This is a genomic window from Mesorhizobium sp. M5C.F.Ca.ET.164.01.1.1, from assembly GCF_004792125.1.
Taxonomy (GTDB): Bacteria; Pseudomonadota; Alphaproteobacteria; order Rhizobiales; family Rhizobiaceae; genus Mesorhizobium; species Mesorhizobium wenxiniae.
Genome location: NZ_SRTG01000001.1, coordinates 2,234,197 through 2,259,032 on the forward strand (window position 1 = coordinate 2,234,197; position 24,836 = coordinate 2,259,032).

The 24,836-nt window shown below is 62.6% G+C and carries 26 protein-coding genes and 2 pseudogenes; 10 read left to right on the plus strand and 18 right to left on the minus strand.

Annotated features, from left to right (window positions below; all coding sequences use genetic code 11):
* Window positions 1-12: 12 nt before the first annotated feature.
* Window positions 13-372 carry a tRNA-binding protein gene (locus tag EN807_RS11065; RefSeq protein ID WP_135934942.1) on the plus strand — a complete coding sequence of 120 codons (360 nt, stop codon included), beginning with the start codon at window positions 13-15 and terminating at the stop codon, window positions 370-372.
* 183 nt (window positions 373-555) lie between these two features.
* Here the strand turns inward: EN807_RS11065 and EN807_RS11070 are convergent, their stop codons facing one another.
* The 4 genes from EN807_RS11070 to EN807_RS11085 form a co-directional block, all read right to left on the minus strand.
* Window positions 556-1,641: a glycosyltransferase family 1 protein gene (locus tag EN807_RS11070; protein ID WP_246684058.1), complete on the minus strand. Its 1,086-nt coding sequence runs from the start codon at window positions 1,639-1,641 to the stop codon at window positions 556-558.
* Window positions 1,642-1,860: 219 nt separating this feature from the next.
* On the minus strand, window positions 1,861-3,273 hold the full coding sequence (locus EN807_RS11075; RefSeq protein WP_135934943.1) for an ATP-binding protein: 1,413 nt from the start codon (window positions 3,271-3,273) through the stop codon (window positions 1,861-1,863).
* A gap of 52 nt (window positions 3,274-3,325) precedes the next feature.
* Window positions 3,326-4,045: a response regulator transcription factor gene (locus EN807_RS11080; protein WP_036267167.1), complete on the minus strand. Its 720-nt coding sequence runs from the start codon at window positions 4,043-4,045 to the stop codon at window positions 3,326-3,328.
* The gene (locus EN807_RS11085) at window positions 4,032-4,565 is read right to left on the minus strand and encodes a MarR family transcriptional regulator (protein WP_029349986.1); all 534 of its coding nucleotides are present in this window, start codon (window positions 4,563-4,565) and stop codon (window positions 4,032-4,034) included. Before EN807_RS11085 ends, EN807_RS11080 begins: the two co-directional genes overlap by 14 nt.
* Before the next feature lie 243 nt (window positions 4,566-4,808).
* Here EN807_RS11085 and EN807_RS11090 point away from each other — a divergent pair, with 243 nt between their 5' ends.
* From EN807_RS11090 to EN807_RS11100, 3 genes are all read left to right on the plus strand, one after another.
* Complete coding sequence (locus tag EN807_RS11090) at window positions 4,809-5,702, plus strand: branched-chain amino acid aminotransferase (RefSeq protein ID WP_029349987.1); 894 nt, start codon at window positions 4,809-4,811, stop codon at window positions 5,700-5,702.
* A gap of 144 nt (window positions 5,703-5,846) precedes the next feature.
* A complete protein-coding gene (locus EN807_RS11095) occupies window positions 5,847-6,170 on the plus strand; it encodes a hypothetical protein (RefSeq protein ID WP_127318323.1) in 324 nt (107 codons plus the stop codon).
* A gap of 128 nt (window positions 6,171-6,298) precedes the next feature.
* A complete protein-coding gene (locus EN807_RS11100) occupies window positions 6,299-6,940 on the plus strand; it encodes an MBL fold metallo-hydrolase (protein ID WP_135934944.1) in 642 nt (213 codons plus the stop codon).
* 118 nt (window positions 6,941-7,058) lie between these two features.
* Here the strand turns inward: EN807_RS11100 and EN807_RS11105 are convergent, their stop codons facing one another.
* From EN807_RS11105 to EN807_RS11115, 3 genes are all read right to left on the minus strand, one after another.
* Window positions 7,059-7,475: a BA14K family protein gene (locus tag EN807_RS11105; RefSeq protein ID WP_095519179.1), complete on the minus strand. Its 417-nt coding sequence runs from the start codon at window positions 7,473-7,475 to the stop codon at window positions 7,059-7,061.
* 218 nt (window positions 7,476-7,693) lie between these two features.
* Window positions 7,694-7,906 (minus strand): cold-shock protein, encoded by a 213-nt coding sequence (locus tag EN807_RS11110; protein WP_008877668.1) that lies wholly within the window; start codon window positions 7,904-7,906, stop codon window positions 7,694-7,696.
* A gap of 249 nt (window positions 7,907-8,155) precedes the next feature.
* On the minus strand, window positions 8,156-8,368 hold the full coding sequence (locus tag EN807_RS11115) for a cold-shock protein (RefSeq protein WP_023799871.1): 213 nt from the start codon (window positions 8,366-8,368) through the stop codon (window positions 8,156-8,158).
* A gap of 451 nt (window positions 8,369-8,819) precedes the next feature.
* Here EN807_RS11115 and EN807_RS11120 point away from each other — a divergent pair, with 451 nt between their 5' ends.
* Window positions 8,820-9,221 carry a Kazal-type serine protease inhibitor domain-containing protein gene (locus EN807_RS11120; RefSeq protein WP_135934945.1) on the plus strand — a complete coding sequence of 134 codons (402 nt, stop codon included), beginning with the start codon at window positions 8,820-8,822 and terminating at the stop codon, window positions 9,219-9,221.
* A 518-nt stretch (window positions 9,222-9,739) separates the two neighbouring features.
* Here EN807_RS11120 and EN807_RS11125 read toward each other — a convergent pair.
* On the minus strand, window positions 9,740-9,988 hold the full coding sequence (locus EN807_RS11125; RefSeq protein WP_135934946.1) for a hypothetical protein: 249 nt from the start codon (window positions 9,986-9,988) through the stop codon (window positions 9,740-9,742).
* Window positions 9,985-10,248 carry a hypothetical protein gene (locus EN807_RS11130; RefSeq protein WP_135934947.1) on the minus strand — a complete coding sequence of 88 codons (264 nt, stop codon included), beginning with the start codon at window positions 10,246-10,248 and terminating at the stop codon, window positions 9,985-9,987. The genes EN807_RS11125 and EN807_RS11130 overlap by 4 nt, the downstream gene beginning before the upstream one ends.
* A 374-nt stretch (window positions 10,249-10,622) precedes the next feature.
* On the opposite strand from EN807_RS11130, the gene EN807_RS11135 reads away from it, so the two are divergent.
* From EN807_RS11135 to EN807_RS11145, 3 genes and pseudogenes are all read left to right on the plus strand, one after another.
* The gene (locus EN807_RS11135; protein ID WP_135934948.1) at window positions 10,623-10,817 is read left to right on the plus strand and encodes a hypothetical protein; all 195 of its coding nucleotides are present in this window, start codon (window positions 10,623-10,625) and stop codon (window positions 10,815-10,817) included.
* Between the two features lie 129 nt (window positions 10,818-10,946).
* Window positions 10,947-11,206: pseudogene (locus EN807_RS11140) on the plus strand (DUF1488 domain-containing protein).
* Window positions 11,207-11,367: 161 nt separating this feature from the next.
* Complete coding sequence (locus tag EN807_RS11145; protein ID WP_135934950.1) at window positions 11,368-13,002, plus strand: tetratricopeptide repeat-containing sulfotransferase family protein; 1,635 nt, start codon at window positions 11,368-11,370, stop codon at window positions 13,000-13,002.
* Between the two features lie 7 nt (window positions 13,003-13,009).
* Here EN807_RS11145 and EN807_RS11150 read toward each other — a convergent pair whose 3' ends face one another.
* From EN807_RS11150 to EN807_RS11175, 8 genes and pseudogenes are all read right to left on the minus strand, one after another.
* Window positions 13,010-13,363, minus strand: a complete 354-nt coding sequence (locus EN807_RS11150) for a DUF1428 domain-containing protein (RefSeq protein WP_135934951.1) — start codon at window positions 13,361-13,363, stop codon at window positions 13,010-13,012.
* Window positions 13,364-13,396: 33 nt separating this feature from the next.
* Window positions 13,397-13,825, minus strand: a complete 429-nt coding sequence (locus tag EN807_RS11155) for a glyoxalase/bleomycin resistance/extradiol dioxygenase family protein (protein WP_135934952.1) — start codon at window positions 13,823-13,825, stop codon at window positions 13,397-13,399.
* Window positions 13,826-13,936: 111 nt separating this feature from the next.
* Entirely contained in the window at window positions 13,937-14,110 is a 174-nt protein-coding gene (locus tag EN807_RS35490) for a hypothetical protein (RefSeq protein ID WP_189522387.1), read from the minus strand.
* A gap of 122 nt (window positions 14,111-14,232) precedes the next feature.
* Window positions 14,233-14,487 carry a nuclear transport factor 2 family protein gene (locus tag EN807_RS11160; RefSeq protein ID WP_246684059.1) on the minus strand — a complete coding sequence of 85 codons (255 nt, stop codon included), beginning with the start codon at window positions 14,485-14,487 and terminating at the stop codon, window positions 14,233-14,235.
* Window positions 14,474-14,617: a hypothetical protein gene (locus tag EN807_RS36440; RefSeq protein ID WP_246684060.1), complete on the minus strand. Its 144-nt coding sequence runs from the start codon at window positions 14,615-14,617 to the stop codon at window positions 14,474-14,476. Before EN807_RS36440 ends, EN807_RS11160 begins: the two co-directional genes overlap by 14 nt.
* Window positions 14,618-14,729: 112 nt before the next feature.
* Window positions 14,730-16,259, minus strand: a complete 1,530-nt coding sequence (locus EN807_RS11165; protein WP_135934953.1) for an ABC-F family ATP-binding cassette domain-containing protein — start codon at window positions 16,257-16,259, stop codon at window positions 14,730-14,732.
* 432 nt (window positions 16,260-16,691) lie between these two features.
* Window positions 16,692-19,739 carry an excinuclease ABC subunit UvrB gene (gene uvrB / locus EN807_RS11170; protein WP_135934954.1) on the minus strand — a complete coding sequence of 1,016 codons (3,048 nt, stop codon included), beginning with the start codon at window positions 19,737-19,739 and terminating at the stop codon, window positions 16,692-16,694.
* A gap of 112 nt (window positions 19,740-19,851) precedes the next feature.
* A pseudogene (locus tag EN807_RS11175) lies at window positions 19,852-21,103 on the minus strand (hypothetical protein).
* Between the two features lie 156 nt (window positions 21,104-21,259).
* Between EN807_RS11175 and EN807_RS11180 the strand changes: the two are divergent.
* The gene (locus tag EN807_RS11180) at window positions 21,260-22,300 is read left to right on the plus strand and encodes a CapA family protein (protein ID WP_135934955.1); all 1,041 of its coding nucleotides are present in this window, start codon (window positions 21,260-21,262) and stop codon (window positions 22,298-22,300) included.
* A 131-nt stretch (window positions 22,301-22,431) separates the two neighbouring features.
* The gene (locus EN807_RS11185; RefSeq protein WP_135934956.1) at window positions 22,432-23,403 is read left to right on the plus strand and encodes a DUF3137 domain-containing protein; all 972 of its coding nucleotides are present in this window, start codon (window positions 22,432-22,434) and stop codon (window positions 23,401-23,403) included.
* Window positions 23,404-23,465: 62 nt separating this feature from the next.
* On the opposite strand, the gene EN807_RS11190 is transcribed toward EN807_RS11185, so the two are convergent.
* Window positions 23,466-23,975 carry a hypothetical protein gene (locus tag EN807_RS11190; protein ID WP_135934957.1) on the minus strand — a complete coding sequence of 170 codons (510 nt, stop codon included), beginning with the start codon at window positions 23,973-23,975 and terminating at the stop codon, window positions 23,466-23,468.
* Between the last annotated feature and the right edge of the window lie 861 nt (window positions 23,976-24,836).

Sequence of the window (24,836 nt, forward strand, 5' to 3'; positions counted from 1 at the left end):
GCCTGACCCTCAATGAGTTCGAGCAGCCAGCGCAAGCCCGAGATCAGCTTCGCCGATTTCGACCGGGTCGATATCCGCGCCGGCACGATCGTCGAGGCCGAGCCGTTCCCCGAGGCGCGCAAGCCGGCGATCAAGCTGAAGATCGATTTCGGCCCGGCGATCGGGGTGAAGAAATCGTCGGCGCAGATCACCAAATATTATGCGCCCGAGACGCTGATCGGTCGGCAGGTGTTCGCGGTGGTCAATTTTCCGCCCCGCCAGATCGGACCCTTCATGTCGGAAGTGCTGACGCTTGGCTTTCCCGACGAAGAGGGTGCCGTCGTCCTCGGCGCAATCGAACGCAAGGTGCCGGACGGCGGCCGGTTGTTTTAGCTTCGTCATCCACGGGCGGAGCGGGAGCGAAGCGGACGCGCAGACCCGAGGATCCATGCCGCAGCAGTGGTCGATGAATAGGACGGTCCAGAATCGCGTTGTTCTTTCCTTGGCCGCTCCTGTGGAGCAAGGCGGCTCGCCGCCTCAACCAACTAGTTCTTCACCGAAGGGGCCGCTCGCAGGTCACGGAATGGATCCTCGGGTCTGCGCGTCGGCTTCGCCGCCGCTGGGCCTGTGGATGACGAAAGGTAATGTCAGTTTTTGCGTCGCTCCCAGCGCTTCCTCGACCGTGTCGAGAAACATTTCCGCGCAGGCTTTCCAGCTATAGCGCATCGCCCGTTCGCGCGCCTCGGCGCGGTCGACCTGGAGCGCGGCGAGCGCGGCTTCACGCAAATCGTTCGACACCGCTCCGCCAACGCCGTCGCCGACAATGTCGATCGGTCCGGTCACCGGATAGGCTGCGACCGGCGTGCCGCTGGCCAGCGCCTCGATGATGACATTGCCGAACGTGTCGGTGCGGCTGGGAAAGACGAAGACATCGGCCGAGGCGTAGATTTCGGCCAGTTCGTCGTTCGGGCGGTGGCCAAGGAAATGGGCATCGGGGTATCTGGCCTTGAGCCTGGCCAGTTCCGGCCCCTCGCCGACGATCACCTTGCTGCCGGGCAAATCCAGGTCGAGGAAGGCGGCCAGGTTCTTTTCGATCGCAACGCGTCCGACGCAGAGGAAGATCGGTCGCTTGAGCCCCAGATCCTTCCTCTTGTCCGGCCGGAAATGGTCGGTGTCGACGCCGCGCGTCCATGGCCTAAGCTTGGTGAAGCCGCGCGCCGCAAGGTCGTCTGCCAGCGACTGGGTGGCGACCAGCGTGCCCTGTCCGGAATTGTGGAAATCGCGAAGCCAGCGATAGGCCCACGCTTCCGGTATAGGCAGCCGCGCGCTCAGATATTCCGGAAAGCGCGTGTGATAGCTTGTCGTGAACGGCCGGCCGGCCTTGCGGCAATAGCGCCGCGCCATGATGCCGAGCGGGCCTTCGGTGACGATATGGATATGATCGGCGTTGCGCGCTTCGATCAGGCGCGCGACGTGTCTTGGCCTCGTCAGCGCCAGCCGGATATCCGGGTAGGTCGGCAGGGGCAAGGTGCGAAATATGTTCGGGGTCAGGAAGTCCGTCTCGACGTCGAAGGATTTGAGGGTTTCCGAAAGCCGTTCCAGCGTGTGGACGACGCCGTTGACTTGCGGGCGCCAGGCGTCGGTGACCATCAGGATGCGCATAGCAGCCCTTTGCTTGAAAGGTCGTCGGTTCCCTTGATGCGAGGCCGCAAGGCCGAATCAATCAGGATCACGCGCTTCATGCGCGCTCTTCAGCATGGTTTCATGACGCCCCGATGAAAGCATAGCCGATGGCCGTCTACAACCACTGGAAAGCACGATGCGTAGGTTCAAAGTGTCAGAGCGTACTTTGTGCGTCCAATTGGACGCACGTCGCTCTAATCAGGCCGGAACCTTGATGACGGCGCGCAAGCCGCCGAGCGGGCTCTTGTCCAGCATGATGTCGCCGCCATGGCTACGGGCAATGTCGCGTGCGATGGCAAGGCCAAGGCCGGTACCGCTGGCATCGAGATTGCGGGCCTCGTCAAGCCGCACGAAAGGCTTGAACACGTCCTCGCGCTTTTCGGGCGGAATGCCCGGACCGTCGTCGTCGATGGTGACGAGCAGCGAGCCGCGGCCGTGGTTGGCGTTGATCTCAACCGTCTTGGCGTAACGGAAGGCGTTGCCGACGACATTGGACAACAGCCGGGCAAAGGCGTGGGGGCGCACATGCAAATTTGGGTCGCCGGAGAGCGTGGTCGACAGTTTGCGTTTGCGCAGCGTGGCCTCCTCGCCGAGCTTGTCGAAATAGGCTTCAAGATTGAAACGGCCGGCGTCTTCCGTCGCCTCGCCGCGGGCAAAGGCGAGATAGCCTTCCAGCATCGACTGCATGTCATCGATATCCTGGCCGAGCGCCTCGGTGTCGGCCTTGGTCCCGGTCAGCGCAAGCTGCAGCTTGAAGCGGGTGAGGATGGTTCTCAAATCATGACTGACCCCGGTCAGCATGGCGGTGCGCTGTTCGAGCTGGCGTTCGATACGCTCGCGCATCTGGATGAAGGCAAAGCCGGCGCGGCGAACCTCCTCGGCGCCGCGCGGCCGGAAATCGAGCGGCATCGGCCGGCCCTTGCCGAAACTTTCGGCGGCCTCGGCCAGCGTCAGGATCGGCCGGATCTGATTGCGCAGGAAAGGGATGGCGATCATCAGCAGCACCAGCGAGGTGCCGACCATCCAGATCAGGAAAATGTGCGTGTTCGAGGCATAGGCCTGGCTGCGGCGCACGAAGGCGCGCAGCACCTTGCCCTCGAGCTGGACACGGACCTCGATGATATTGGAATTGCCGACCGTATCGATCCAGAACGGACGGTTGATCTGATGGGTGATCTCGGACGAGAGAATTTCGTCGAGGATCGAGAAGAACGGCTTTGGACCGGGCGCCGGCAGCGGATCGGGCGGAAGCAAGTCGATCTTCAGCTGCATGCGATCCTGCGCGATGCGGATGATGTTGGCGTAGTCGGCGTCGTTCGGATAGGTTTCCACCATGTCGACGATCGCGGCAATGTCGCGGACCGTGGCCTGCGACAGGCGCTGTGTCACGGTCTGCCAGTGGCGTTCCATGAAAACAAAGGCGAGGACCGATTGCAGCAGGATCATCGGTGCGATGACGATGATCAGCGAGCGGGCATAGAGCCGCTTCGGCATGTAAAGCGAAACGAGGCGCCAGAACCGTTTCCAGGCGAGCGGCACCGCCTTCAGTACCCGCGTGGCGCGAGCGCTCAAGCCGCGATCTCCCGGCCGTTCCAGTTGCGTGGTCGCCATTCGCCCTTTTTGCTCATCTTCAGCCACTCAACAAGGGGCTGTGGGCGTCAGTCTATTCCACGCTGAGCCGATACCCAATACCGCGCACGGTCTGCAGCCAAACCGGATTGGACGGATCGCGTTCGATCTTGCGGCGCAGCCTGTTGATCTGGACGTCGATGGTGCGTTCGCCGACTTCGGACTCGTCGCCGACAAGCTCATGACGCGGTATCGTTTCGCCGGCCCGCGCCGCGAAGATCGCCAGGATCTCCTGCTCGCGGTCGGTCAGCTTCAGAGCCTCGCCGCCGCGCTTGAGCTCCCGCCTGGCGATCTGGAACGTGTAGGGGCCGAAGACCAGTTGCTCGACTTTGGGCGTCGTAGCCGGACCGCCGCGGCGCAGGATGTTGTTGATGCGCAGGATCAATTCGCGGGGATCGAAAGGCTTCGGCAGATAGTCGTCGGCTCCGGCCTCGAGCCCGGTAATCCGGCTGTCGGTCTCGGAGAGCGCGGTAAGCATCAGGATCGGCACGTTCTTGCTTGCCCGCAGCGCCTTGGCCAGATCGACACCGGTTTCGCCCGGCATCATGATATCGAGCACGAGCAGATCGAAATCGAGGCCGGCGAGCTTGCGCCGCGCTTCGCCGGAATTTCCGGCAACGGTGACGCGAAAGCCGTTTTCGGTCAGATATTGTTTGAGAAGATTGCGGATACGGGTATCGTCATCAATCACCAGCAGATGCGGCGCGTCGTCGTCCGGTGCTGCCGGTTGATCAACCCTTTCAATGGTCTCCATGGCTTTTCCCTGACGTTTTTGCTGGCACAATGTCGATCTGCGCTCTTAGTTCCGGATTGACCATTGCTTCCAGGAAGCGCTCGATCAAGGTGCGTTCGGTGGCTCCGGCATCTTCCAATGCAGCATGGATGCGGCGTGACTGTGGCCGTGCCAGCGCCAGTGCCAGAGCGCGGCCCTTGGCTGTCGGATAGAGCTCGCGCTGGCGGCGGTCGCGCGGGCCCTGCAGCTGGACGATGTGGTCGGTGTCGATCAGTTGCTTGAGCACGCGCGCCAGGCTCTGCTTGGTGATCTTCAGCACGTCGAGGAGTTCGGCGACCGTCAGGCCAGGCCTGCGATTGACGAAATGCAGAACCCGGTGATGGGCCCGGCCGAAGCCATAGTCGGACAGGATCTGGTCCGGATCGGAGGTAAAATCGCGATAGGCGAAGAAGAACAGTTCGATGATGGCAAAGTCGATGCCGTCCTCGTCGGTGATCGCCGTCCTGATCGGTTTTCCGGCTGGGTGGCTGCGATCTGTCATCTTTTCTCCGTGCGAAGGGGAAATTATGTCAGTACTATTGACGTAATTTCCCGGCAATGCTAATTTTTGACAAGCTTTTCGGCGGATTGCGAACGAAAAGGCAAGGGAAGGCCGTTTTTCCGGAACTTCCTGTGTTTGCCAGAGCTTATATATCCGCCTACGCTTCGAGATACCGGCCGCCCGGCGCGGCTGACAAGAAACGCGCAACGATAATGTGCGGGCGGGCGCCCGCGGGAGGTTACCATGGCATCCGTTCCCTTTGACCAAATGGACGGCTTCATCTGGATGAACGGCGAGTTCGTCAAATGGGCCGACGCCAAGATCCACGTGCTGACCCATGGCCTGCACTACGCCAGCGCGGTGTTCGAGGGCGAGCGCGCCTATGGCGGCGAGATTTTCAAGCTGACCGACCACAGCGAGCGCCTGCACGAATCGGCACGCCTGCTCGGCTTCAAGATTCCCTATTCGGTTGCCGAGATCGACGACGCCTGCCGCACGCTGTTGAAGAAGCAGGGTTTCCAGGATGCCTATGTCCGGCCGATCGCCTGGCGCGGCAGCGAACAAATGGGCGTTTCGGCGCAAAACAGCCGGATCAACTGTGCCATCGCCATCTGGCAGTGGCCGAGCTATTTCGATCCGGCACAGAAGCTGAAGGGCATCCGTCTCGATCTGGCCGAATGGCGCCGCCCCGATCCGCGCACCGCGCCGTCGAAATCCAAGGCTGCCGGCCTCTACATGATCTGCACCATGTCCAAGCATGCCGCCGAAGCCAAGGGCTATGCCGACGCCATGATGCTCGACTGGCGCGGCCAGGTTGCGGAAGCGACCGGCGCCAATATCTTCTTCGTCAAGGACGGCAAGATCCACACGCCCACCCCCGATTGCTTCCTCGACGGCATCACCCGCCGTACGGTGATCGGCCTTGCCAAGGATCGCGGCTTCGAGGTGATCGAGCGCACCATCATGCCGGAAGAGCTCGAAGGCTTCCAGCAGTGCTTCCTCACCGGAACAGCGGCCGAGGTGACGCCCGTTTCAGAGATCGGTCCATACCGATTCGAGGTGGGTGAAATTGCCAAGACTCTGATGAACGACTATTCTGCGGCCGTTCAACCCAAGCACGCAATCGCCGCAGAATAACGAAAGTCACAGCTTTTTTTATAAGTAGGGGCGGTTTTCGGGCCGCCCCTTTATTTAAGCACTTCTGCATTTGACTTTCGTCCAATTCGGCGTCTCATGATGCTGTCGGCCCGGGAGGCTGGCAGCTATGGAGGGACTGGTAATATGGACATGAACACGCTTCTTCCGATCATTGTTCAGGTGATTATGGGTATCATCGGTGGCCAGGCGGTGGGCGCGGCGATCAAGACAGCTGCAGTGGGGCAGCTTACCAAAATCCTGGGCGGCGCCCTTGGCGGCGTCGGCGGTGCGGCCATCCTCGGCAGCCTGCTCGGCGGCGGCACGATCGATCCGGCTGCAGCCGCAGCGGCAACGAGCGGATTGGGCAGCGCGCTGAATGTGCAAAACATCCTCGGCGGTGCCGGTGGTGGCGCCATTCTGACGGCCATCATCGGCGCGGTCATGAATGCGACGAAGAAGTCAGCCTAGCGGTTTCGGGCTTTTGCATGGGCGGCTTCGGCCGCCCATTTCTTTTTTGCGTTGTGGCGACAGCCGGATGCGGTGGACGACGTTCGCGCGTGGATCTACATCAGGGGCGACACAGCGAAAGGACGATCATGGGTCAGCTCAACGCCGGCGTCGTGCCGGTCACGGCCTTCCAGCAAAACTGCACCATCCTCTTCGACATGGACGACAGACAAGGCGTCGTCGTCGATCCGGGCGGCGACATCGAGAAGGTGCTGGCGGTGCTCAAGAACAATGCGATCAACGCCGGCGCGATCTGGATCACGCATGGTCATATCGACCATGCCGGCGGCGCCATGGAGCTGAAGGAGGCGCTCGGCGTCGAGATCATCGGCCCGCATGAGGCCGACCGTCCGTTGCTTGCCAATCTCGAGAAACAGGCGAAACACTACGGCATCACCGATCCGGTGCGCAATTGCGTGCCCGACCGCTTTCTCAGCGAGGGCGATACCGTCTCGTTCGGCCAGCACGCGTTCGAAGTCTTTCATTGCCCCGGCCACGCGCCCGGCCATGTCGTCTACTACAATCGTGCTGCTAAGTTCGCCCATGTCGGCGACGTGTTGTTTCGCGGCTCGGTCGGGCGCACCGACCTGCCGGGCGGCGACCACGCCGCGCTGATCGCCTCGATCAAGGACAAGCTTTTGTCGCTCGGCGACGACATCGGCTTCATCTGCGGCCACGGTCCCGGCGGCCGCTTCGGCGAGGAGCGCCGGAGCAATCCATTCCTGATTTAAAACGCGTTGCGGCTGAGGAGCCTCACGCGACGCGCATCGGTCTCCTGCCTTTATGCATGCCTACGACCAAAAAGCGCTGGCCTGGCGGACAGCGCTTTTGTTTGGGGGCAGGGAAGCCTCAGTTCGCGGTGCAGAAATGCTGTTCGCCGTCATAGCCGGTGAATGTGCCGGTGCGGGCGTTGAAAGAGCGGTAGCGATCCGAACAATATTCATACCAGCCACGGGTCCATGGCTCGGCATAGCCGTCATTGTAGACGACTCGCGGTTCCGCGTAGTAGCGGCGCACCGGGGCGGGCCGTGGATAACGACCATAATCGTCATAGCCGGGGTCGTAATAGCTGGGCTGCGGGTTGTTGAGCGCACCAACGATCAGGGCGCCGGCCGCGAGGCCAAGGACGCCTGCCGCGATCGCATCGCCATTGCCACGATGGTGGTGCCGGTGACGCCAGTCACCAGCGCTGGCCGCTGGCAAGGTCGCGAGCGTGGTCGCAACAATCGCGGCGGACAGGATGGTGGTCTTGAAAATTCGGTTCATGTCGGTCTCCTTCGTGCCGGCCCGGGTAATCTGGAGGATGCGGTCCGGCTTTACCGAAGCTAATAGGCGACCGTGGCTGAACGGGGGCTGAACGAAATTGACGGGATGGGATCAGTCGATATTCATCGATCAGGCATGGCGCAAGGCACAAATATCGTACGCTCAACAAGGAGCGGACCTGCACGAAGGGGACCGTCCGACGCTGTCTCGAGCTCGGCTCAGCCGACCGACAGGTTGACGGCTTTCGGACCCTTGCCGCGTTTGTCCGGCTCGGTGTCGAATGTTACCTTCTGCCCATCCTCAAGACCGGGAAGACCCGACGCCTGCACGGCCGAAATGTGAACGAAGACATCCTTCGCGCCATCATCCGGCGTGATGAAGCCGAAGCCTTTGGCATGATTGAAGAATTTGACGGTGCCGGTCTGCGGCATGGGAAGCTCCTTTGATCCCATCAAGTCAAGTCTCGGGCCGGCAAATGCCCGAGTGGAAATTTGTCCTTTATTTTAGCGCTATCGGCAAGAGAAAGTTTTGCGAGCATTCACATGCCGCCCTGCCACGAAAAAGGCGCGACGAAAACCGCCGCGCCTTCGAAACTCGGGTCCGGCCCTGAAAGCCGGTTCAAGGCCTTTGGAGGGGCCTCATTCCTGGCACGTCCGGGCGGACGTGCGCGCGCCGACGGTTCAGTCCGCGCGGAGATTGACCGCCTTCGGCCCCTTGCCCATGCGGTCGGGCTCGACGTCGAAGGTGACCTTCTGGCCATCGACGAGCGTGCGCAGGCCCGAAGCCTCGATCGCGGAGATGTGGACGAACACGTCCTTGGCGCCGTCATCTGGCGTGATGAAGCCGAAGCCTTTGGTAGCGTTGAAGAATTTAACGGTGCCGGTCTGGGCCATTGGGGAAACTCCTTCACCCGTGTCAGTCTTTGTGGTTTGCCCGCCGCCTGACGCCGTGGGCAAGTCCGGTGGTTGCTTCGGCAGTCATGCATTGGCGCATGGTCAAAACCCCCCGCCGAAAAACGGGGCCGTCAGAGATTCACAGTATCGGGGAAAGGTCGTCCAAAACGTTCCGCTCTCCGGGTCGCAAATGCCCGAACACGAAATTTATCGCACGGAAAGGTGATCGTTGCAAGGTAGCGTCCGCGGGCCGCCCAATGGGCGCATTCCGACGCATGGCATCGATAGGACGGGGTGCTCGCCCGGTCATCGGCCAGCGCCTGGCCACGCATGGTCCAGCGGGCTGGGGGCTTGCAAACAGGGGTTGCGTTTGGCGGTGGAATGGCGAGGATCGGCTTGGAATGGAGCGCGCGCGTTTGCGCCGGAGCGGGGGCTCGAGGGAGATATAGTTATGAAATTTCTTGCGGCAGTCTTCTCGCGGCAGGGTTTTGCCATCCTGTTGCTGTCGGCAGTTCTTGCAGCCTGCACAGCGGTGGTGGTGGAGGAAGGACCGGGGTACCGCCCGCCAAGGCCCGGGCCGCAATTCTGCACCAGGCAGTATGATCCGGTCTGCGCCCGGCGCGGTGGCGACCGCCAGACCTTCGCCAATGCCTGCCTTGCCGAGCGGGCCGGGTATCGCATCATCCGCGACGGCCAGTGCCGCGACGGCGGCGGCGGTGGCGAAGAGCAGACATTCTGCACACGCGAATATGCCCCCGTCTGCGCACGCCGCCGTGGCGAATTGCGCACCTTCCCCAACGCCTGCGAGGCTCGCGCCGCCGACTATCGCATCGTCGACGACGGTCCCTGCTGAGAGGCTGGTTTCCTCCCCGTCTCCGGACGGGGGGAAGCCATCTATCAACCGGACACAGGCAGGTGAGGGTAGCTGGCGCCTCCTGCCTCTACGCCGGCAGCCTCGCTCTATGGCAGTGGGCGATGAACTCGGCCCTAGCCAATCCTGACCATATGGCTTCGGACGTTGTGTGATCTTTGATCCGATCCGCGCGGTGGCTGGATGAATGCCGGGCTGCTCATCCGTCCGCCGCTAGCCCTTGGACTTCGGCTTCAAACCGGCTTCCGCCTGCTTGACGGCCGAGCCGAAGGCGATGCCGGCTTTGCTGCCGCCTTGTCCTTCTTGGGCTTGCGTGTCTCGCGGTTGCTGCTCTGTTGACCCTTCGCCATTTCCTGGTCCCTCGTGATTGGTTAACGGTGGCGGCTGATGTGGGTCCTAAAGGGCGTCGCGTTGAAAAGGATTCAGCCGACGCGCTTTAAGTTTTTATTTTTACGCATGTCGTTGTCCCAAAACCGCTTCGCACGTTTGGGCGACATGCATTAGGCGCTCGGATTGTCGGCCACTTCGAGATTGTCTTCCGTGGTGACCCGCTCGTAGGCCTCCTCGTCGCTGCGGATGCGGTATTGCGGCGAGCCGTCCTTGACTGGCAGCTTGCTCTTGATTTGGAACAGCTCTGCGGTCTTCTGGACAAGGCCGGTGCGGCTCTTCATGCGAACGGTCTGGCCGATCGCGAAAAGATGCGCGGGCGTGTCGGTGCGCGGGCGCGCGTTCTGCTGGAAGCGGATCATGCAGCATTCTCCTGGTCGCGCTTCAGCGCGGTTTCGAGTTCGGCGAGGTCGATGGCGACCAATTGGCTGGTCTGGCTTTTCACCGTCCTTGCCGGCAGATGGATAGTGGCGACACGGCGCCAGGCAAGCCACGACGTGCTATCGATAAGCTCCTCATCGCGGTCGATGTCGTAGTCGCCGGCCGGCAATTTTCCTTCCAGGCCGCCGAGCATGAAGGGTGCCTCGAAATGCGCTATGGAATGGGTAGTTCGGCCAGACATTCTCGTGCCTCGAAGTCTCGTTTCCGGCTTGGATCCGATAGGTGATGCCCGCTTTGCGGCACCGGGACTTAAACGTCGTGTGTCCCTGTATCGGCAATTTGGGTATCGGCGATCTGGATGAGTTTGGCGGGTCGAGAACCTCTGACGCCGCGAGATGCCAAGCTTGGCCCAAAAAACGATCTCAATTCTCTAATCCGAAATTGCGGTTTATTCAAGAAGATTCCTGCCGGATCGTGATCCATTCACAAAATTCGCTCTCTATAATTATTTGTAGAATGCTGATATGATTCAAGAGCTTTCTGAAAATGTCTGAGACGTCGCCGGAACTTTTGTACCGGCATCTATGTTTTATTTCGTTCGAAAGGAAAAATTTCATGATCTCTGTGAAAACCGGGAGTGGCGTAACCGTAACAGTCAATCCCGTCGTCAAGCCGACCGTCGGGCCTGCGAAAGTCATGTCGGCGCGTCTGACGATACGAAGTGACGAGGCAGCAAGGCGTAAGATCGCCGACACCGACGGCACGCTGCGGCGGGCCAGACAGGTTGCGGAGACCAACCGCCTGATCTGACATAGCCGGTTTGCAGTGCCTACAGCGCGTTGCGCGTCCTTTTGGACGCGCAAAGGGCGCTGTAGTACTTTGATCTGCATGATCCTTTTTAGAACCTCCGGTTCGGGTCATGCGCTGAGGAGCTCGATCATGACGCCAAATTTTCCCAACCGCAGCCGCTCCTATGACGCGACGGCCAAGCGCATTCGTTTCGTCGGCCATGACGGCATGTTCGAAGTGCCGTTCTTTGTGGAGATTGCAGCGCTTTCGGCGGCAAGTCCGGCCACCAGTGGAGCGGAAGCCGAGTATATCAGCGCCTTCGATGCGGAGCGTTCGTCGATCCAGGATGTTGCGCGCGAAGCCTGTTCGCACGGCCGCAAGATGTGCTGACGCAGGCCGATTTCCGGTAAGCTGGCCTGCTAACCCTTGAACCTGCCGCGCCGATGGCCTAGATCGCGGCAGGCGGACAAAACACGGCAGGTTTCCCATCAACAGAGATCCGAGAAGACCGGCAGGCGCGGGCGCCAATTTCGGCTCAGGCGGACAGCAGCCGCTAGGGCTCGACCAGCGCGTGCAGCAGGCGCTGCAATTGCATCAGGCCGGCCGCCGGCAAGAAGCCGAGATGCTCTATCGGCAGGTGCTGGCGCAAAAGGCCAATCACGCAGCGGCAGCACATTTCCTCGGTTTGCTGCTGCACCAGACCGGGCGCAGCGCCGAAGGACTCGATCTCCTCGAACAGTCGGTGCGCCTGCAGCCCAAGAATCCAGATTTCCTCAACAATCTCGGCACGGTGATGCGCGACCTCGGCCGTGTCGGTGCAGCCGTCGATTTCTTCCGTGGCGCGGTGGCGCTGCGGCCGGACCAGCTCGCGGCGCGCGACAATCTCGGCTCCTCGCTTAAGCAGCTCGGACAATTCGAGGGCGCGGAGGAGATTTATCGCGGCACCATCGGTCGCAACCCGTTCCATGTCCGCGCCCGCATCGGGCTTGCCGAAACGCTGCAGGAGGCTGGGCGGCTCGACGAGGCGCTTGCCGTCTTCCGCGAAGCACTGGCAATTCGGCCGAAGGACGCCGATTTGCTGCACGGTCTGGGCGTCGGGCTGATGGAGAAGGGCAGCCTCGGAGAGGCGGCGGAGCATTTCCGGCAGGCGCTGGCGGTCGATCCCGGCATGGCCAGGGCCTGGCTGATGCTCACCCAGGTCAAGCGCCAGCAGGAGCGCGACGCCGAGCTTGCTGGGATGGAGGCGCAGCACGCCAAGGCGCCGGAAGGCAGCCTGGCGCGCATGCAGCTTTCCTTCGGCCTCGGCAAGGCCAATGACGATTTGAAGGATTATGGCCGTGCCTTCGATTATTTCGCCGAAGGCAATGCGATCCGCCGCACGGGCATCGACTACGATGCGGCCAAGACACGCGCCGAATTCGAGGCGATGAAGGCGGTGTTCGACAAGCCCTTCTTCGACAAGCACAGACCGAGCGGGATCGCCGACGATACGCCGATCTTCGTCGTCGGCATGCCGCGCTCCGGCAGCACGCTGGTCGAGCAGATCATCGCCAGCCATCCGCAGGTCTATGGCGCCGGTGAGCTCGGCATATTGAAGACGGCGCTCGGCAAGCAGTTTCCGCCTGCTATGAAGGGCGGCTTTCCCTGGGGCATCGCCGACATGCCCGACAAGGCCTATGCCGAGGCAGGCCAGGCCTATCTAGACCTGCTGCACGCCCGCTATCCGGGTTTCCGGCACGTCACCGACAAGATGCTCGGCAATTTCCTTTTGGTAGGCTTCATCCATCTGATGCTGCCCAAGGCCAAGATCATTCATTGCGTGCGCGATGCGGCGGCGACATGCCTGTCGATCTACAAGGTGCATTTCCGCGGCGACAGCCACCGCTACGGCTACGACCTCGGCGAGCTCGCCGATTTCCACAACCTCTACACCGATATGATGGCGCATTGGCGCACCGTTCTGCCTGATGTCGTGCATGATGTGCGCTACGAAGATTTCGTCGCCGACCAGGAAGGGCAGACGCGGGCGCTGATCGCCCATCTCGGCCTGCCATGGGACGATGCGGTGCTGTCGTTCCACGAGACCGACCGGCCGGTGCGCACGGCGTCGGCGGCGCAGGTGCGCCAGCCGATGTACCAGGGCTCGGTCGATCTGTGGAAACGCTATGGCGACCGGCTCAAGCCGCTGCTCGACCGGCTGGCGTAATGCGGGCCTACAGCTCGATGAACGGCTGAAAGCCGCCGAAGATCATGCGCTTGCCGTCGAACGGCATCGTCGACAAGTCGCCGTTCAGGCGCGGATCGGCCATCACCTTGGCCATTACGGCATCGCGGCTCTGCCGCGATTCATAGACGGCCCACGAGAAGACGACGACCTCGTCGTCCTTGGCCTGAACGGCGCGCGGGAACGAGGTGACCTCGCCATAGGGTACATCGTCGCCTGTGCATTCGACAAAGGCGAGCGCACCATGCTCCTTCCAGATGGCGCCGGCTGTTTCCGCCAGCTTTTTGTAGGCATCGAGATTTGCCTTGGGCACGGCAAGTACGAAGCCATCGACATAGGACATTTTGGTTCTCCCTGGGTTGGTGGCGCTGTTCAGCTAGGCGGCCTTCACGGGCGCGTTCATTGCCCACTCGACACCGAACGGATCGCGCATGTTACCCCAGCGATCGCCCCAGAACATCAGTTGCAAGGGCATCACTTCCTGGCAACCGGCATCGATGGCGCGCTGCCACCAGGCGTCGATGTCGTCGCTGCCCAGGTGGAGCTGCATTGTGAAGCCCTGCGGCTTCACCGCGGCCATTCCGTGCTCGGGATAGAAGTCGGAAATCATCAAGGTCGAACCGTTGATGTGGAGATGGATGTGCATCGTCCGGCCCTGCTCGTCCGGCGGGTAGAAGAAGACCTGCTCGGCGCCGAACGCCTTCTGATAGAATTCTGAAGCCTTGAAGGCGCCGTCCAGCTGAAGGTAGGGCGTCAATCCGCCGAGGACTTTGGCTGCGGGCTGGGTTTGGGGCTGATCGTTCATGTCTTGCTCCTCTCTGGTTGGGCGTTGCGAACCACAGGACGAATGAGGCAGCGACGATCCTACATGGCCGATGCGTTTTTTTAATGCCGACCGCGCGACGGCCGGTCCTTCTCAAGGAGCCAGGCCAATACGCGGGCTGTTCTGTGCGTCGACGACGATTTCCGGCCAGCCGATGTCCTTGCGGAGTTCGATCGGCAACGTAAGGAGGGCGCGCTCGCTGCGGTAGCGGGCGCGAGCCGCCGAATAACGGGTCGCTATGCGACCTACGGATGACAGAATAGACATGATGCTCTCTCCTCGATTGGCGCCGGCATCACCGTGTCGGCAACCCAAGGACGTGGCGCGCGGCCATGATCCGACAGATCGCGGAGAATTTTCTGTCGCAGGGCCTTATGTCGGGATACGTCTCAGATGACGGATGCGGCCAGAGCGGTGTCGTAATACTCCACCATCTCGATGATTTTGCCGTCGCGTAGCGTCCAGAAATCGGCGGTGCGCATGACAAACTCCTCGCCGGTGGTTCGGCTTGTCATATGGATCTCGACCTGCGCCGCAACCTTGTCGCCGCCGTCGATGATCTCGACCGGGATGAAGCGCCGGTATTCGAAATCGTCGTCCAGCGCCAAAAGCCGGGCAAGGAACTCCTGCTTACCTTTGGCCACCCCGGCATAGCGCGACTGCGCCGGCGACCCAGCGGAAGACGATATCATCGGCGCAGTCGACCAGCGCGCCCTCAATGTCACGTTTTGCATAGGTATCATACAGGTTCTTGACGACGTCCGCGCCACGCATGACCGTTTTCCTCCCTCGGTTTGCAAGACTTCAGGATGCGCCTTTTTCGGCTCGCGGGGAAGCGTGGGCCGGCAGCACCTTGAATGCCGGCCCGGCAGATGCGTGGCTTTCCTCAGCCATTCCCCTCAGCCACCGATCGAAAGAAATCCCCCGGGCTGTCGATCTCGGTCAACCGCCGCTTCTCGATCAGCCAGAAGCGGTTGCCGATCGCCCTGATGAAGGAGCGGTCGTGCGAGGCAAGCACGCAGCTTGCCTGATGGGCGAGCAGTTCCGCTTCCAGTGCCTCCTGGCCGTCGATGTCGAGATGGTTGGTCGGCTCGTCGAGCAGGTAGAAGTTGGGATTGGCGAGCCTCAGCGCCAGCATCATCAGCCGCGCCTTCTGCCCGCCCGACAGCGCGCCGATCCTGCGCTCCTGCATGTCGATGCTCACGCCCGCACCAGCCAGCAGCGAGCGGGCGCGCTGCTCGCCGACATCGAATCTGCGCGAGAGCATCGCCAGCGGCGTGTCGCCGCCGCTGATGCCCGACAACGCCTGGTCGCTGTAGCCGAGCACCGTCGACGGCGTCACCTTCACGCCTTGCGCTGCCGTCTCCGGCTCGACGACGGCAATTCTGATCAGGCTGATGAGTCGCGACTTGCCGACACCGTTACGGCCGAGCAGGACGATGCGGTCGCCTTGGCAGATGTGGCGCTTGCCGGTCCTGAACAGCAGCGTTCCGTCAGGCGTTTCGACCGCCAGGTCGTCGAGCGTGATCAGCACCTTGGCATGGGTGCCGCGATTGGCGAGCTTTATCGCGCCCGCCGATCTTTCGCGGTGCGCCGGTGCTGCGACCTCCTCGAGGCGCTGGGCGCGCTGGTTGAGCTGCTTGGTCTTGACCGTCAGCAGGTCGCTGCCCGAATTGATGCCGATGTTGTTAAGCTTGGCCGCCTGCCGGCGCAATTGCTGCGCCGCCCTCATGTCACGCTGGAATTTGCGCTCGGTCGAGGCGTCGACTTCGCTCAACGCATCGCGTGCCTTGGAATAGGGCAGCGAGAACACCGGCGATTGTTCTGGGCGCAGGAACAGCGTCCGGTTGGTCGTTGCGTCGAGGAAGGCCCGGTCGTGGCTGGCGATCACCACCGGCACTTCGCGCGGCAGCGTGTTCAGCCAGGTCTCGAGCTGGCTGATCTTGGCGAGGTCGAGATGGTTGGTCGGCTCGTCGAGAAGCAGGACGTCCGGATCGGTGACCCAGACGCGGGCGATCAGCGCCAGCCTTTGCCAACCGCCGCTCAAGGCCCGCATCGGCCGCTCGCGCATCGGCTGCGGTACGTCGAGTGAATCGAGAACCACGTCGACGCGCCATTGCTCGCTTTCAGCCTGCTCGGCCGGCAAGGCGTCGGCCACCACCCGCTGAAAACCGTGCTCGGCCAATGCTGCGGGAACGGCTTGCTCGACATAGCCGACGCGCAGGCCGCGCGTGCGGGTGATGTCGCCTGATGTCGGCTCCATTTCGCCGGTCAGACACTTCAGCAAAGTGGACTTGCCGCGCCCGTTGGCGGCAACGATGCCGAGGCGGTAGCCAGTGCCGATGGTGAGATCAAGGTTGGAAAAGAGCGGCGCACTCATGGTGACGCCGAGGGATTTGAGGCTGATCAGGGCCATGTGGGTTTCTCTGGTCTGCCCGGAGGGAGGTTCCGGTTCGATGCACTTTGACGGTGCGCTTGCCTTCAAAATCGGCGTTGCGGCACCACGAAGGGCAGACCAAGAAAATCGAAGCGGGAGAACCCGGACCGTCTCTGATCAGCCCTGCAAGCAAGCTCGCAGGGCACAGACAGGGCCGCGCTGACGGTGGTGGTCGAAAGTCACGCAGCCCTCCTTTCAAGACGTTTTGAGTGGAAACTGGCTACACCAAGGGCAGGGTCGATGGCAAGGGGTCCTGCTCCACCTTCTCCCCTTGTGGGAGAAGGTGGCTGCGAAGCGGTCGGATGAGGGGTGTTCCAGCTAGGCACCGACGGCGATCCGTCCAGCACCCCTCAACCGTCTCGGCGCTACGCGCCGATCCACCTTCTCCCACAAGGGGAGAAGGGAAGCTACCTACCGTCCCGGCCGCCCGGTCTTGCCGGGTCGGCGCTTCTCACGGCGGGCATCGGCGGGGTTTTCGTAGGAGCCGATGCCGGCACGTTCGCGCTTGACTGGCTTGTCGCCCCCAACGGGCTTTTCGGTCCGTCGCACCGTCATCTCGTCCAGCGAATTCTTCTTGAACAGCGGCTTGGTCGAGTCGCCTGGGATACCGAAGTCGGAGCCGTGCGCCTCTTGCGCCGACTGTTTCTTGAACAGCGAGCGCGACACCGCGCCGGCGGGCGTCGGCATGTCGGTGCCCGGCCCCATGGCGTCGAGCGAAGGTTTTGCGAAGAGCGGCTTCTTGACCGGCACGGCGCCGTCGGCGCCCATCTCGTCGAGATGCGGCTTGCGGAAGAGACTCTTGCCGTCATTGTCGACCGTGCGGTGGATGGCGCGGCCCTTGTTGTGCTTGCCCTTTTCGCGGCCCGAGACCGGGCTTTCCATGTCGGCATATTTGGCCAGCGGATCGTCGGAGATGGACAGCTCCATCTCGCGCAGCCGCTTGATCTCGTCGCGGATGCGGGCCGCCTTCTCGAAGTCGAGGTTGGCGGCGGCGTCACGCATCTGCTTGTCCATCGCGTCGAGATGGGCTTTCAGATTGTTGCCCATCATCGCGCCGGCGCTATCGGTGAACTGAGAGATGTCGGCGCGGACGTGGTCCTTTTCGTAGACCGAGTCCAGGATGTCGGAGATGCGCGACTTGACCGATTCCGGGGTGATGCCGTTGGCCGCGTTCCACTCCATCTGCTTCTCGCGACGGCGGTTGGTCTCGGCCATCGCCCGTTCCATCGAGCCGGTGACCTGGTCGGCGTAGAGGATGACCTTGCCGTCGACATTGCGCGCGGCGCGGCCGATGGTCTGGATCAGCGACGTTTCGGAGCGCAGGAAGCCCTCCTTGTCCGCATCGAGAATGGCAACGAAGCCGCATTCGGGGATGTCGAGGCCTTCGCGCAAAAGGTTGATGCCGACCAGCACGTCGAAGGCGCCGAGACGAAGATCGCGCAGGATCTCGATGCGCTCCAGCGTGTCGATGTCGGAATGCATGTAGCGTACGCGAATGCCCTGCTCGTGCAAATATTCGGTCAGGTCCTCGGCCATGCGCTTGGTCAGCACTGTGACCAGCGTGCGGTAGCCGGCCTTGGTGGTCTCGCGGATCTCGCCGACGACATCGTCGACCTGGGTCTTGGCCGGGCGCACCTCGACCGGCGGGTCGATCAGGCCGGTCGGGCGGATGACCTGTTCGGCAAAGACGCCGCCGGACTGCTCCATCTCCCAGCCGCCGGGCGTCGCCGAAACCGCGACGGAAAGCGGGCGCATGGCGTCCCACTCCTCGAAGCGCAGCGGCCGGTTGTCCATGCAGGACGGCAGACGGAAACCGTATTCGGCCAGCGTCGCCTTGCGGCGGAAGTCGCCGCGATACATGCCGCCGATCTGCGGCACGGTGACATGGCTTTCGTCGATGAAAACCAGCGCATTGTCGGGGATGTATTCGAACAGGGTCGGCGGCGGATCGCCCGGCTGGCGGCCGGTGAGATAGCGCGAGTAATTCTCGATGCCGGCGCAGGAGCCGGTCGCTTCCAGCATCTCGAGATCAAAGCGGGTGCGTTGCTCCAGCCGCTGCGCCTCAAGCAGGCGACCGGCCCGTTCGAGTTCGACCAGCCGATGCTTGAGCTCCTCCTTGATCGACTTGATGGCCTGGTTCAAGGTTGGGCGCGGCGTCACATAGTGCGAATTGGCGTAGATCTTGACGCTCTTCAACTCGCCGGTCCTCTGGCCGGTCAGTGGGTCGAATTCGGTGATCGCCTCGATCTCGTCGCCGAACAGCGAGATGCGCCAGGCGCGGTCCTCAAGGTGGGCCGGAAAGATCTCGATCGTGTCGCCGCGCACGCGGAACGAGCCGCGGACGAAGTTGATGTCCTGGCGCTTGTACTGCTGGGCGACGAGGTCGGCGAGCAGCGCGCGCTGGTCGAGCCGGTCGCCGATCTGCATCTGGAAGGTCATCGCCGTGTATGTCTCGACCGAGCCGATACCGTAGATGCAGGACACCGAGGCGACTATGATGACGTCGTCGCGCTCCAGCAGCGAGCGCGTCGCCGAGTGGCGCATGCGGTCGATCTGCTCGTTGATCGAGGATTCCTTCTCGATGAAGGTATCCGTCCGCGGCACATAAGCTTCCGGCTGGTAGTAGTCGTAATAGGAGACGAAATACTCGACGGCGTTTTCCGGGAAGAATTTCTTGAATTCGGAATAGAGCTGGGCGGCCAGCGTCTTGTTTGGGGCAAGGATCAAAGCAGGGCGCTGCGTCTCCTCGATCACCTTGGCCATGGTGAAAGTTTTTCCCGAGCCGGTGACGCCGAGCAGCACCTGGGTGCGGTCGTTGTCATTGACGCCCTCGACCAGATCCTTGATCGCCGTCGGCTGGTCGCCCGCCGGCTCGAAATCCGACACCATCTTGATGGCGATGCCGCCTTCGGATTTTTCGGGTCGGGCCGGGCGGTGTGGCGTCCACAGCACGCCATCCTTGTGCAAGGGGTTGCCGGATTCGATCAGTGCCGAGAGCGCCGCTACCGTGGCGGTGACGCCGCCGGAGGCCATGGTCTCGGCTTCCTCCAGCGAAACATCGAGGCCGGCGACCGGATTGAGACCGGCCGCGGTGCGCTCCCTGGCAGACGCCGCGCCGCCCATCGAGGTGCCGCGTGCCGTGCGGCCGGGGGAGGAGGAGCGTTCGGGGATCTTTTTCGCCGTCTTCGGCGATTTGCCGCCGTCCTTGCCGCCATTTTTGTCGGAACCGACTTGCCGCCCTTCCTTCTCCGCTTCCTGCTCGATCTGCTCGGCCCAATCCGCGATCGAGCCGGTCAGCTGCGTGCCTGAGAATTCGGCCTGCGGCGCCTCGGCAAAGCCGCCCTTGTGCAACGGCTCCGAGGCATCGAGGAAATCGGTCAGCGGGCTGCGCCGCTTGGGCAGCGAAGCGCGATCATCACGCGCCGGCGGCGGCGTTTTTTTATCGGAAAGTTTGGCCATGCCTCGAATATGGGAGGTATCGGCCAAAATGGAAAGAGCGGAGGGACCGGGGGCGCGAGACGAAACCAAGCTGCTGACACAAGGGTGTCAGGAGCGATGTCGAAACGCGCCCTCAGTTGAACCACAGCGCGAATGTCAAAAACCCGGCGCCGCCGAACTGGCGCTGGATCTGGTCGAACTCCTCGCCAGTTAGGATCTTTCCGGTCTCGAGATAGGGCGCGATGGCCGGACCGGTGATCGACAGCACAAGGTCGAAGGGTTTTGGTTCGTCGAAGAAGCGCTTCATGTTGATGCCTTTGTCGGCGATGCGAAAATGCGGCAGCAAGGTGCGGCCTTCGAGCAGATCCTCGGCCATATCGAGCGCGGCGTGCCAGGCCTGGACCTGCTCCTCGCCGACCTCGAGGCCGGTGAGTGGGCTGGCGCCTTTCTGTTGCGGGCCCGGCAGCCATTCACGGTCGTTGTCTGTCTCGGCGCGGATCGCCTTCCAGTCTTCGCGGGACAGCCGGATCATTTCCATGAGGTGGCGGCGCGCCGCCTGCCGGCGCTCCGGCTCGACGACCGGCCAGTTGACCAGATGAACCAGCGAGATGAAGTCGGCGATGCGCCATTCGGACGACAACAATGCCGCCGCTCATGCCGCCGTCTGGTGGAACCAGAGCGTCCTGCAGCGGCAGTTTGGCGCGCGGAAACAGCATGTGGAACGAACCGTCGAAGGCGTTCTTGAAATCATGCGCCAGCCAGAAACCCGCCTGCGCCATCAGGAATTCGGCATAGCCCTGCAGCCAATAGCCGTCGGCTCGGTCGAAGCGAAAGGTGAGGGCGGGTGCAGCCGGGTCTGGCGCACCGCCGCGTGACAGGGATGCCATGATCGCGGCGGCACTTTCGTCCGGCGCGATCTGGCCGTCCTCGTTGAGATCGATGCCAAGACGGGTGAGGTCGACCTCGATGCCGATATCGGCACCGGCGGGCACGGAGCCGAGCGTGGCGGCGGATTTTTCCAGCCGGTCACGGAAGGCGACCAGGATGGTGCGGAAGCCGTCGTAGGTCAGCGGCTCGGGATTGGGATTGTCCGGCACCGGCAGCCGCATCAGCGGCAGCATGAAGGATTGCGGGCTTTCGAAACCGTGGCGGTGCAGCCCGCCGGCCAGGATCTCCAGCGCGGTGAAGAATTGGCCGGCGCCGGCGGCGTAAACCGACGCGGGATCAGTGGGCGCGGCGGCTTCCAGCGCAGTAAGCGTGCTGTCGCGGTCCGCTACGGTCTTTGCCTCGAACAGGGCGGCCGGTTCGGGGGCTGCGGCCCCGGCGGAAGAAACCGGCAGCAGCAGAATGAGGGCGGATGCCAGCAGGCTCGAAAATCGCGTCATCTTGGTCCTCCGGTATGCCGTTCGGCGGCAACCATATACGCATCTTGTGTGATACGCCTACTGCGGGGCATCTGGCAGCACGATTCCGAACGGAGGCGCTTCGCTATATCGTGCGCATCGTCTACCGTGGCCGTTCATCCCCGGTGCAGGCTGCGCGTGTCGAACTATCCGCTTTCCTACAAATTGTCTTGGCTGCCGCGCTTCTTAAAGCCTTCGCTCAGCGGCGATCGCCAAGGCTTTGCGCCGGCGGCTGGAACGATGATCGAGCCGCCATCGGCGCGGACGGTGCGGCTCGCCTTTGTCGGCGATATCTCGGCGGTGGCCAATCGCAGCGCGCCGCAATGCGACCCGGCGATCGCCACGCTGCTCGGCTCCGCCGATCTGGTGATCGGCAATTGCGAAAGCCCGGTGGTGGAGCGGCCGAGCGCGACGATGGGAACGAAGCTTGGCACCCATCATGCCATGACCGAGCGGTTTCTCGCCGAGGCGCTGGCGGCGGCCGGCATCTCGCGCGAGAAGCTGGTTTTGTCGCTCGCCAACAACCATGTGCTCGACCAAGGCGTCGAGGGTTTCGACGAGACCGTGGCGGCGCTGACCCGTCTCGGCATCCGCAGCATCGGTACCGCCGCCGGCGGGCCGGTCAAGCGCCTTGTGGTCGGACCGCTGACAATTGGCTTTGCCGCCTTCACGCTGTGGCGCAATGCCGGCGCGGCTGCGTTCGCGGGCCGTGTGTCGATGCAAGGCGACCCGGCACGATGGCCGCGGGCAGCCGCCGTCGACCTCACCTGTGCCGTGCCACATTGGGATTGGGAATTCCGGCATTTTCCACAGGCCGCAACGCGGGCATTGGCCCGGCATTTGGCCGCGCAAGGCGTCGGGCTGATCGCTGGCCATCATGCCCATGTCGTGCAGCCGGTGGAGCGGATCGGCAAGGCGCTCGTCGCCTATGGGCTCGGCGATTTTCTAGGCACCGCCTTTGCGCGCCAGCCGTGGCCCGGCCGCATGGGGGGCATCCTGACCGCCGATATCAGCGCTGACGCCGGCACGCGTGGCGCCATTGCCGCCTACCGGCTGCATCCCTTAATGCGGCTGCGCGCCGGCGACCATGAGCGGCTGGTTCCCGTTGAGGCGCTGGAGGGCGCATTAAGGCAAAAGGTTACGGCCCGTTTCGTTGTGGTTTTTGGTAACGGGAATTGATAGCCATAGTTGACTGGTGGCTCAGATGAATCGTGTGCGCTCACCACCATCCCAACGCTGTAGTCGCGCGCCTTTCCGCAAAATCGGCTACTGTCCGAGCTGGGTGTTCGGTCTTTCGACGGGGGATGGCGATGGAAGCAGCGGATTTTATGCCAAGTGAAGCTGACATCGCCGGCATCAAAAGGAATCTCGAGGCCTATGAGGTCGAAAGGGTTGCGGCCTACCGGCAAGTCCGCTGGCGGGTGCCGCTGTTCATCGGCCTGGTGCTGTTGTCCGTGGCGCTCGTCGCCTGGCTTTTCAACACGGTCGCCGATCCATACGAGCGATGGTTCTCGACGCCGCATGTGCTGCTCTATGTCGTCGGGTTCGTGGCGGCGATCCTGCTCTATTTCCAGGCGATCAAGCCGGCGAGCACCTTGCAGCAATCGTTCCGCAAAACGCTGCTGCCGATCATCTTCGGTTTCATTGAAGATATGCGGTACCAGCATGAGGCGACGCCGAATTCGTTCGATCGGCTGCCGCGCGAGACGATCGGCACTTTTAACAGCAAGCGCTTCGACGACATCGTATCCGGCCGCTACGAGGGATTTCCGTTCGAGCTTTACGAAGCCGATCTCCGGCAAGGCACGGGCAAGAGCGGCACGATAGCATTCAAGGGGATCGTCGTCGCCTTCGAGACCATCGTGCCGTTCCCCGGCATATTGGTGGCCGCCCGCCGGACTGACGTGGCCGTCGGGTTCTTCCGCGGCATGTTCGCCAGCAAGATGCAGGAATTATCATGCGGCGTGCCCGAGCTCGATGCCGCCTACGACTTCCGCACCGACAATGTCGAGGCGGCGCAGCCGCTGGTGAGTGGCCGTCTGGCGCAGGCGCTGACATGGCTCAGCGAGACCTGGCCTGATGATCCGGCGCGGGTTGCGCTCAATGGCGGCGACGGTTTTCTACTGTTGCCGCAGACGAAGGACTTCTTCGACCTGCCTGATAAATCGGTGCCGCTAGACTACGCCAAGCATGTCGCACCGATAATATCAGACATGGGCGCGATGCTGGCAACGGCGGCGCTGGTGCGCAAGATCGGCGCAAAGGACGAGGCGGCGGGTTAGCCGCTGACGTTCAGCCATGGTCGGCTGCGATCAAGGCGCTGAGCGGCATCGCCTGAAGGCGCTTACAAACCGTTCGGCATTTTCGCCGCCAGCCAGTTCGCCGACCGCTTGGCCATTCCGAGGGTCGCGGATGCGGCGCGGCCAAGGTCGGTCTTGACCAAGGCGTAACCGTTCTTCGTGCGATACAGCACCGAGCGTCCGCCATCGACCGCAGCTTCAAAGGCGACCGGCCTGGCAGCCTCTGTTTCCGTGGCTGCTGCCTGCGACCCGACAGCAACGCTGGGCCGGCGGCTCAATTCGGACGGGAGTGGGTCGTTGGCGGTCTGCGCTGCCGCCGCCAACTCAAGCGTCGAGGCCGTCGCGGCAAGCTGCGACGAGGTCTGCGTCGCCCGGCAGATGCCGGACACGAGCGGGTAGTTGAAATTGCGCGCGTGCGACATCTGGCTTTTCATCGCCGCTTCGCAATCGGCGATGGTCGACCACTTGGCCGGCGTCTCGCCGATATACTCGCAAAGCCTGGCATCGCAGTCGCAGCCGACGATGGTCATGGCGACAAGGGTGGTCTTAATCACGGTCTTGTCCCTTCGAATTGCCTTGGCGAGTGCTACAAGGACGTGCTGCGCTGGTGCGTTCCCCAATCGCCGTAGATCAAGGCGGGATTTGGCCGCGATTGTGGAATGTGCGTGGCGAAGCACAAGGGAAGGTTTCAGGAGTTCCGCCTGTGGCCGAACGGCATCAGTAGTCGCAGACGTGCTCAAGCTTGGCGCCTGCCTTCATCAGCGCCGGCAGAACGGTGTGCAGCTCGATTGCGCCTGGTGATGAAGATCGTGCCCTCGGCACCGCAGATCGCGCTCGGCCAAGGTGTCCGGCGTACGCTGAAACCGCGCCAACAACATCGCGGGGATGGCCATGAAAGACAGTCGGCGCCGGGATTTCTCCCAGCGCCTCCCTGTCAGATCAGGACACGGTCGCGGCAGCAACTTCCGTAAAGACGTCGCGCCATGCCGGCCTTGATGTTGACGGTCCTGCCAGCCACCGCCCGAGGGCAGCGTCCGTTCGGGACCTCGCCAGTCTCCACCCTTGCGAGCTTCGTCCAGCGCGCCATCGAAGGGTTTTGCCGTCCTTCATGGCAGCATCGGTCCGCCGTAGGCGTTTGCACGCTTTCCGCGGCCCCGTAGGTCTCGGCATCCCTCGTCAAAACAGGCAAGCCTGCTTTCATTCGGGGGCCGTACGGGCCTCAGGAAATCCGCCGTTTCGCTTTGTCTTTCGACTTGGCAATCGGTAGCCGCCTGAGATGGGTTTAATGTACGCCGAGTAAGCGTTTGGCGAAACAGCCACGAGCCTGTGGATAGCGGGATTATCGGGGACCAAGTTCGGCGTCAGAGCGTTTTTCTGGACGAGATGCAGGGGCGGGACACGCCCTCATCTGCGGC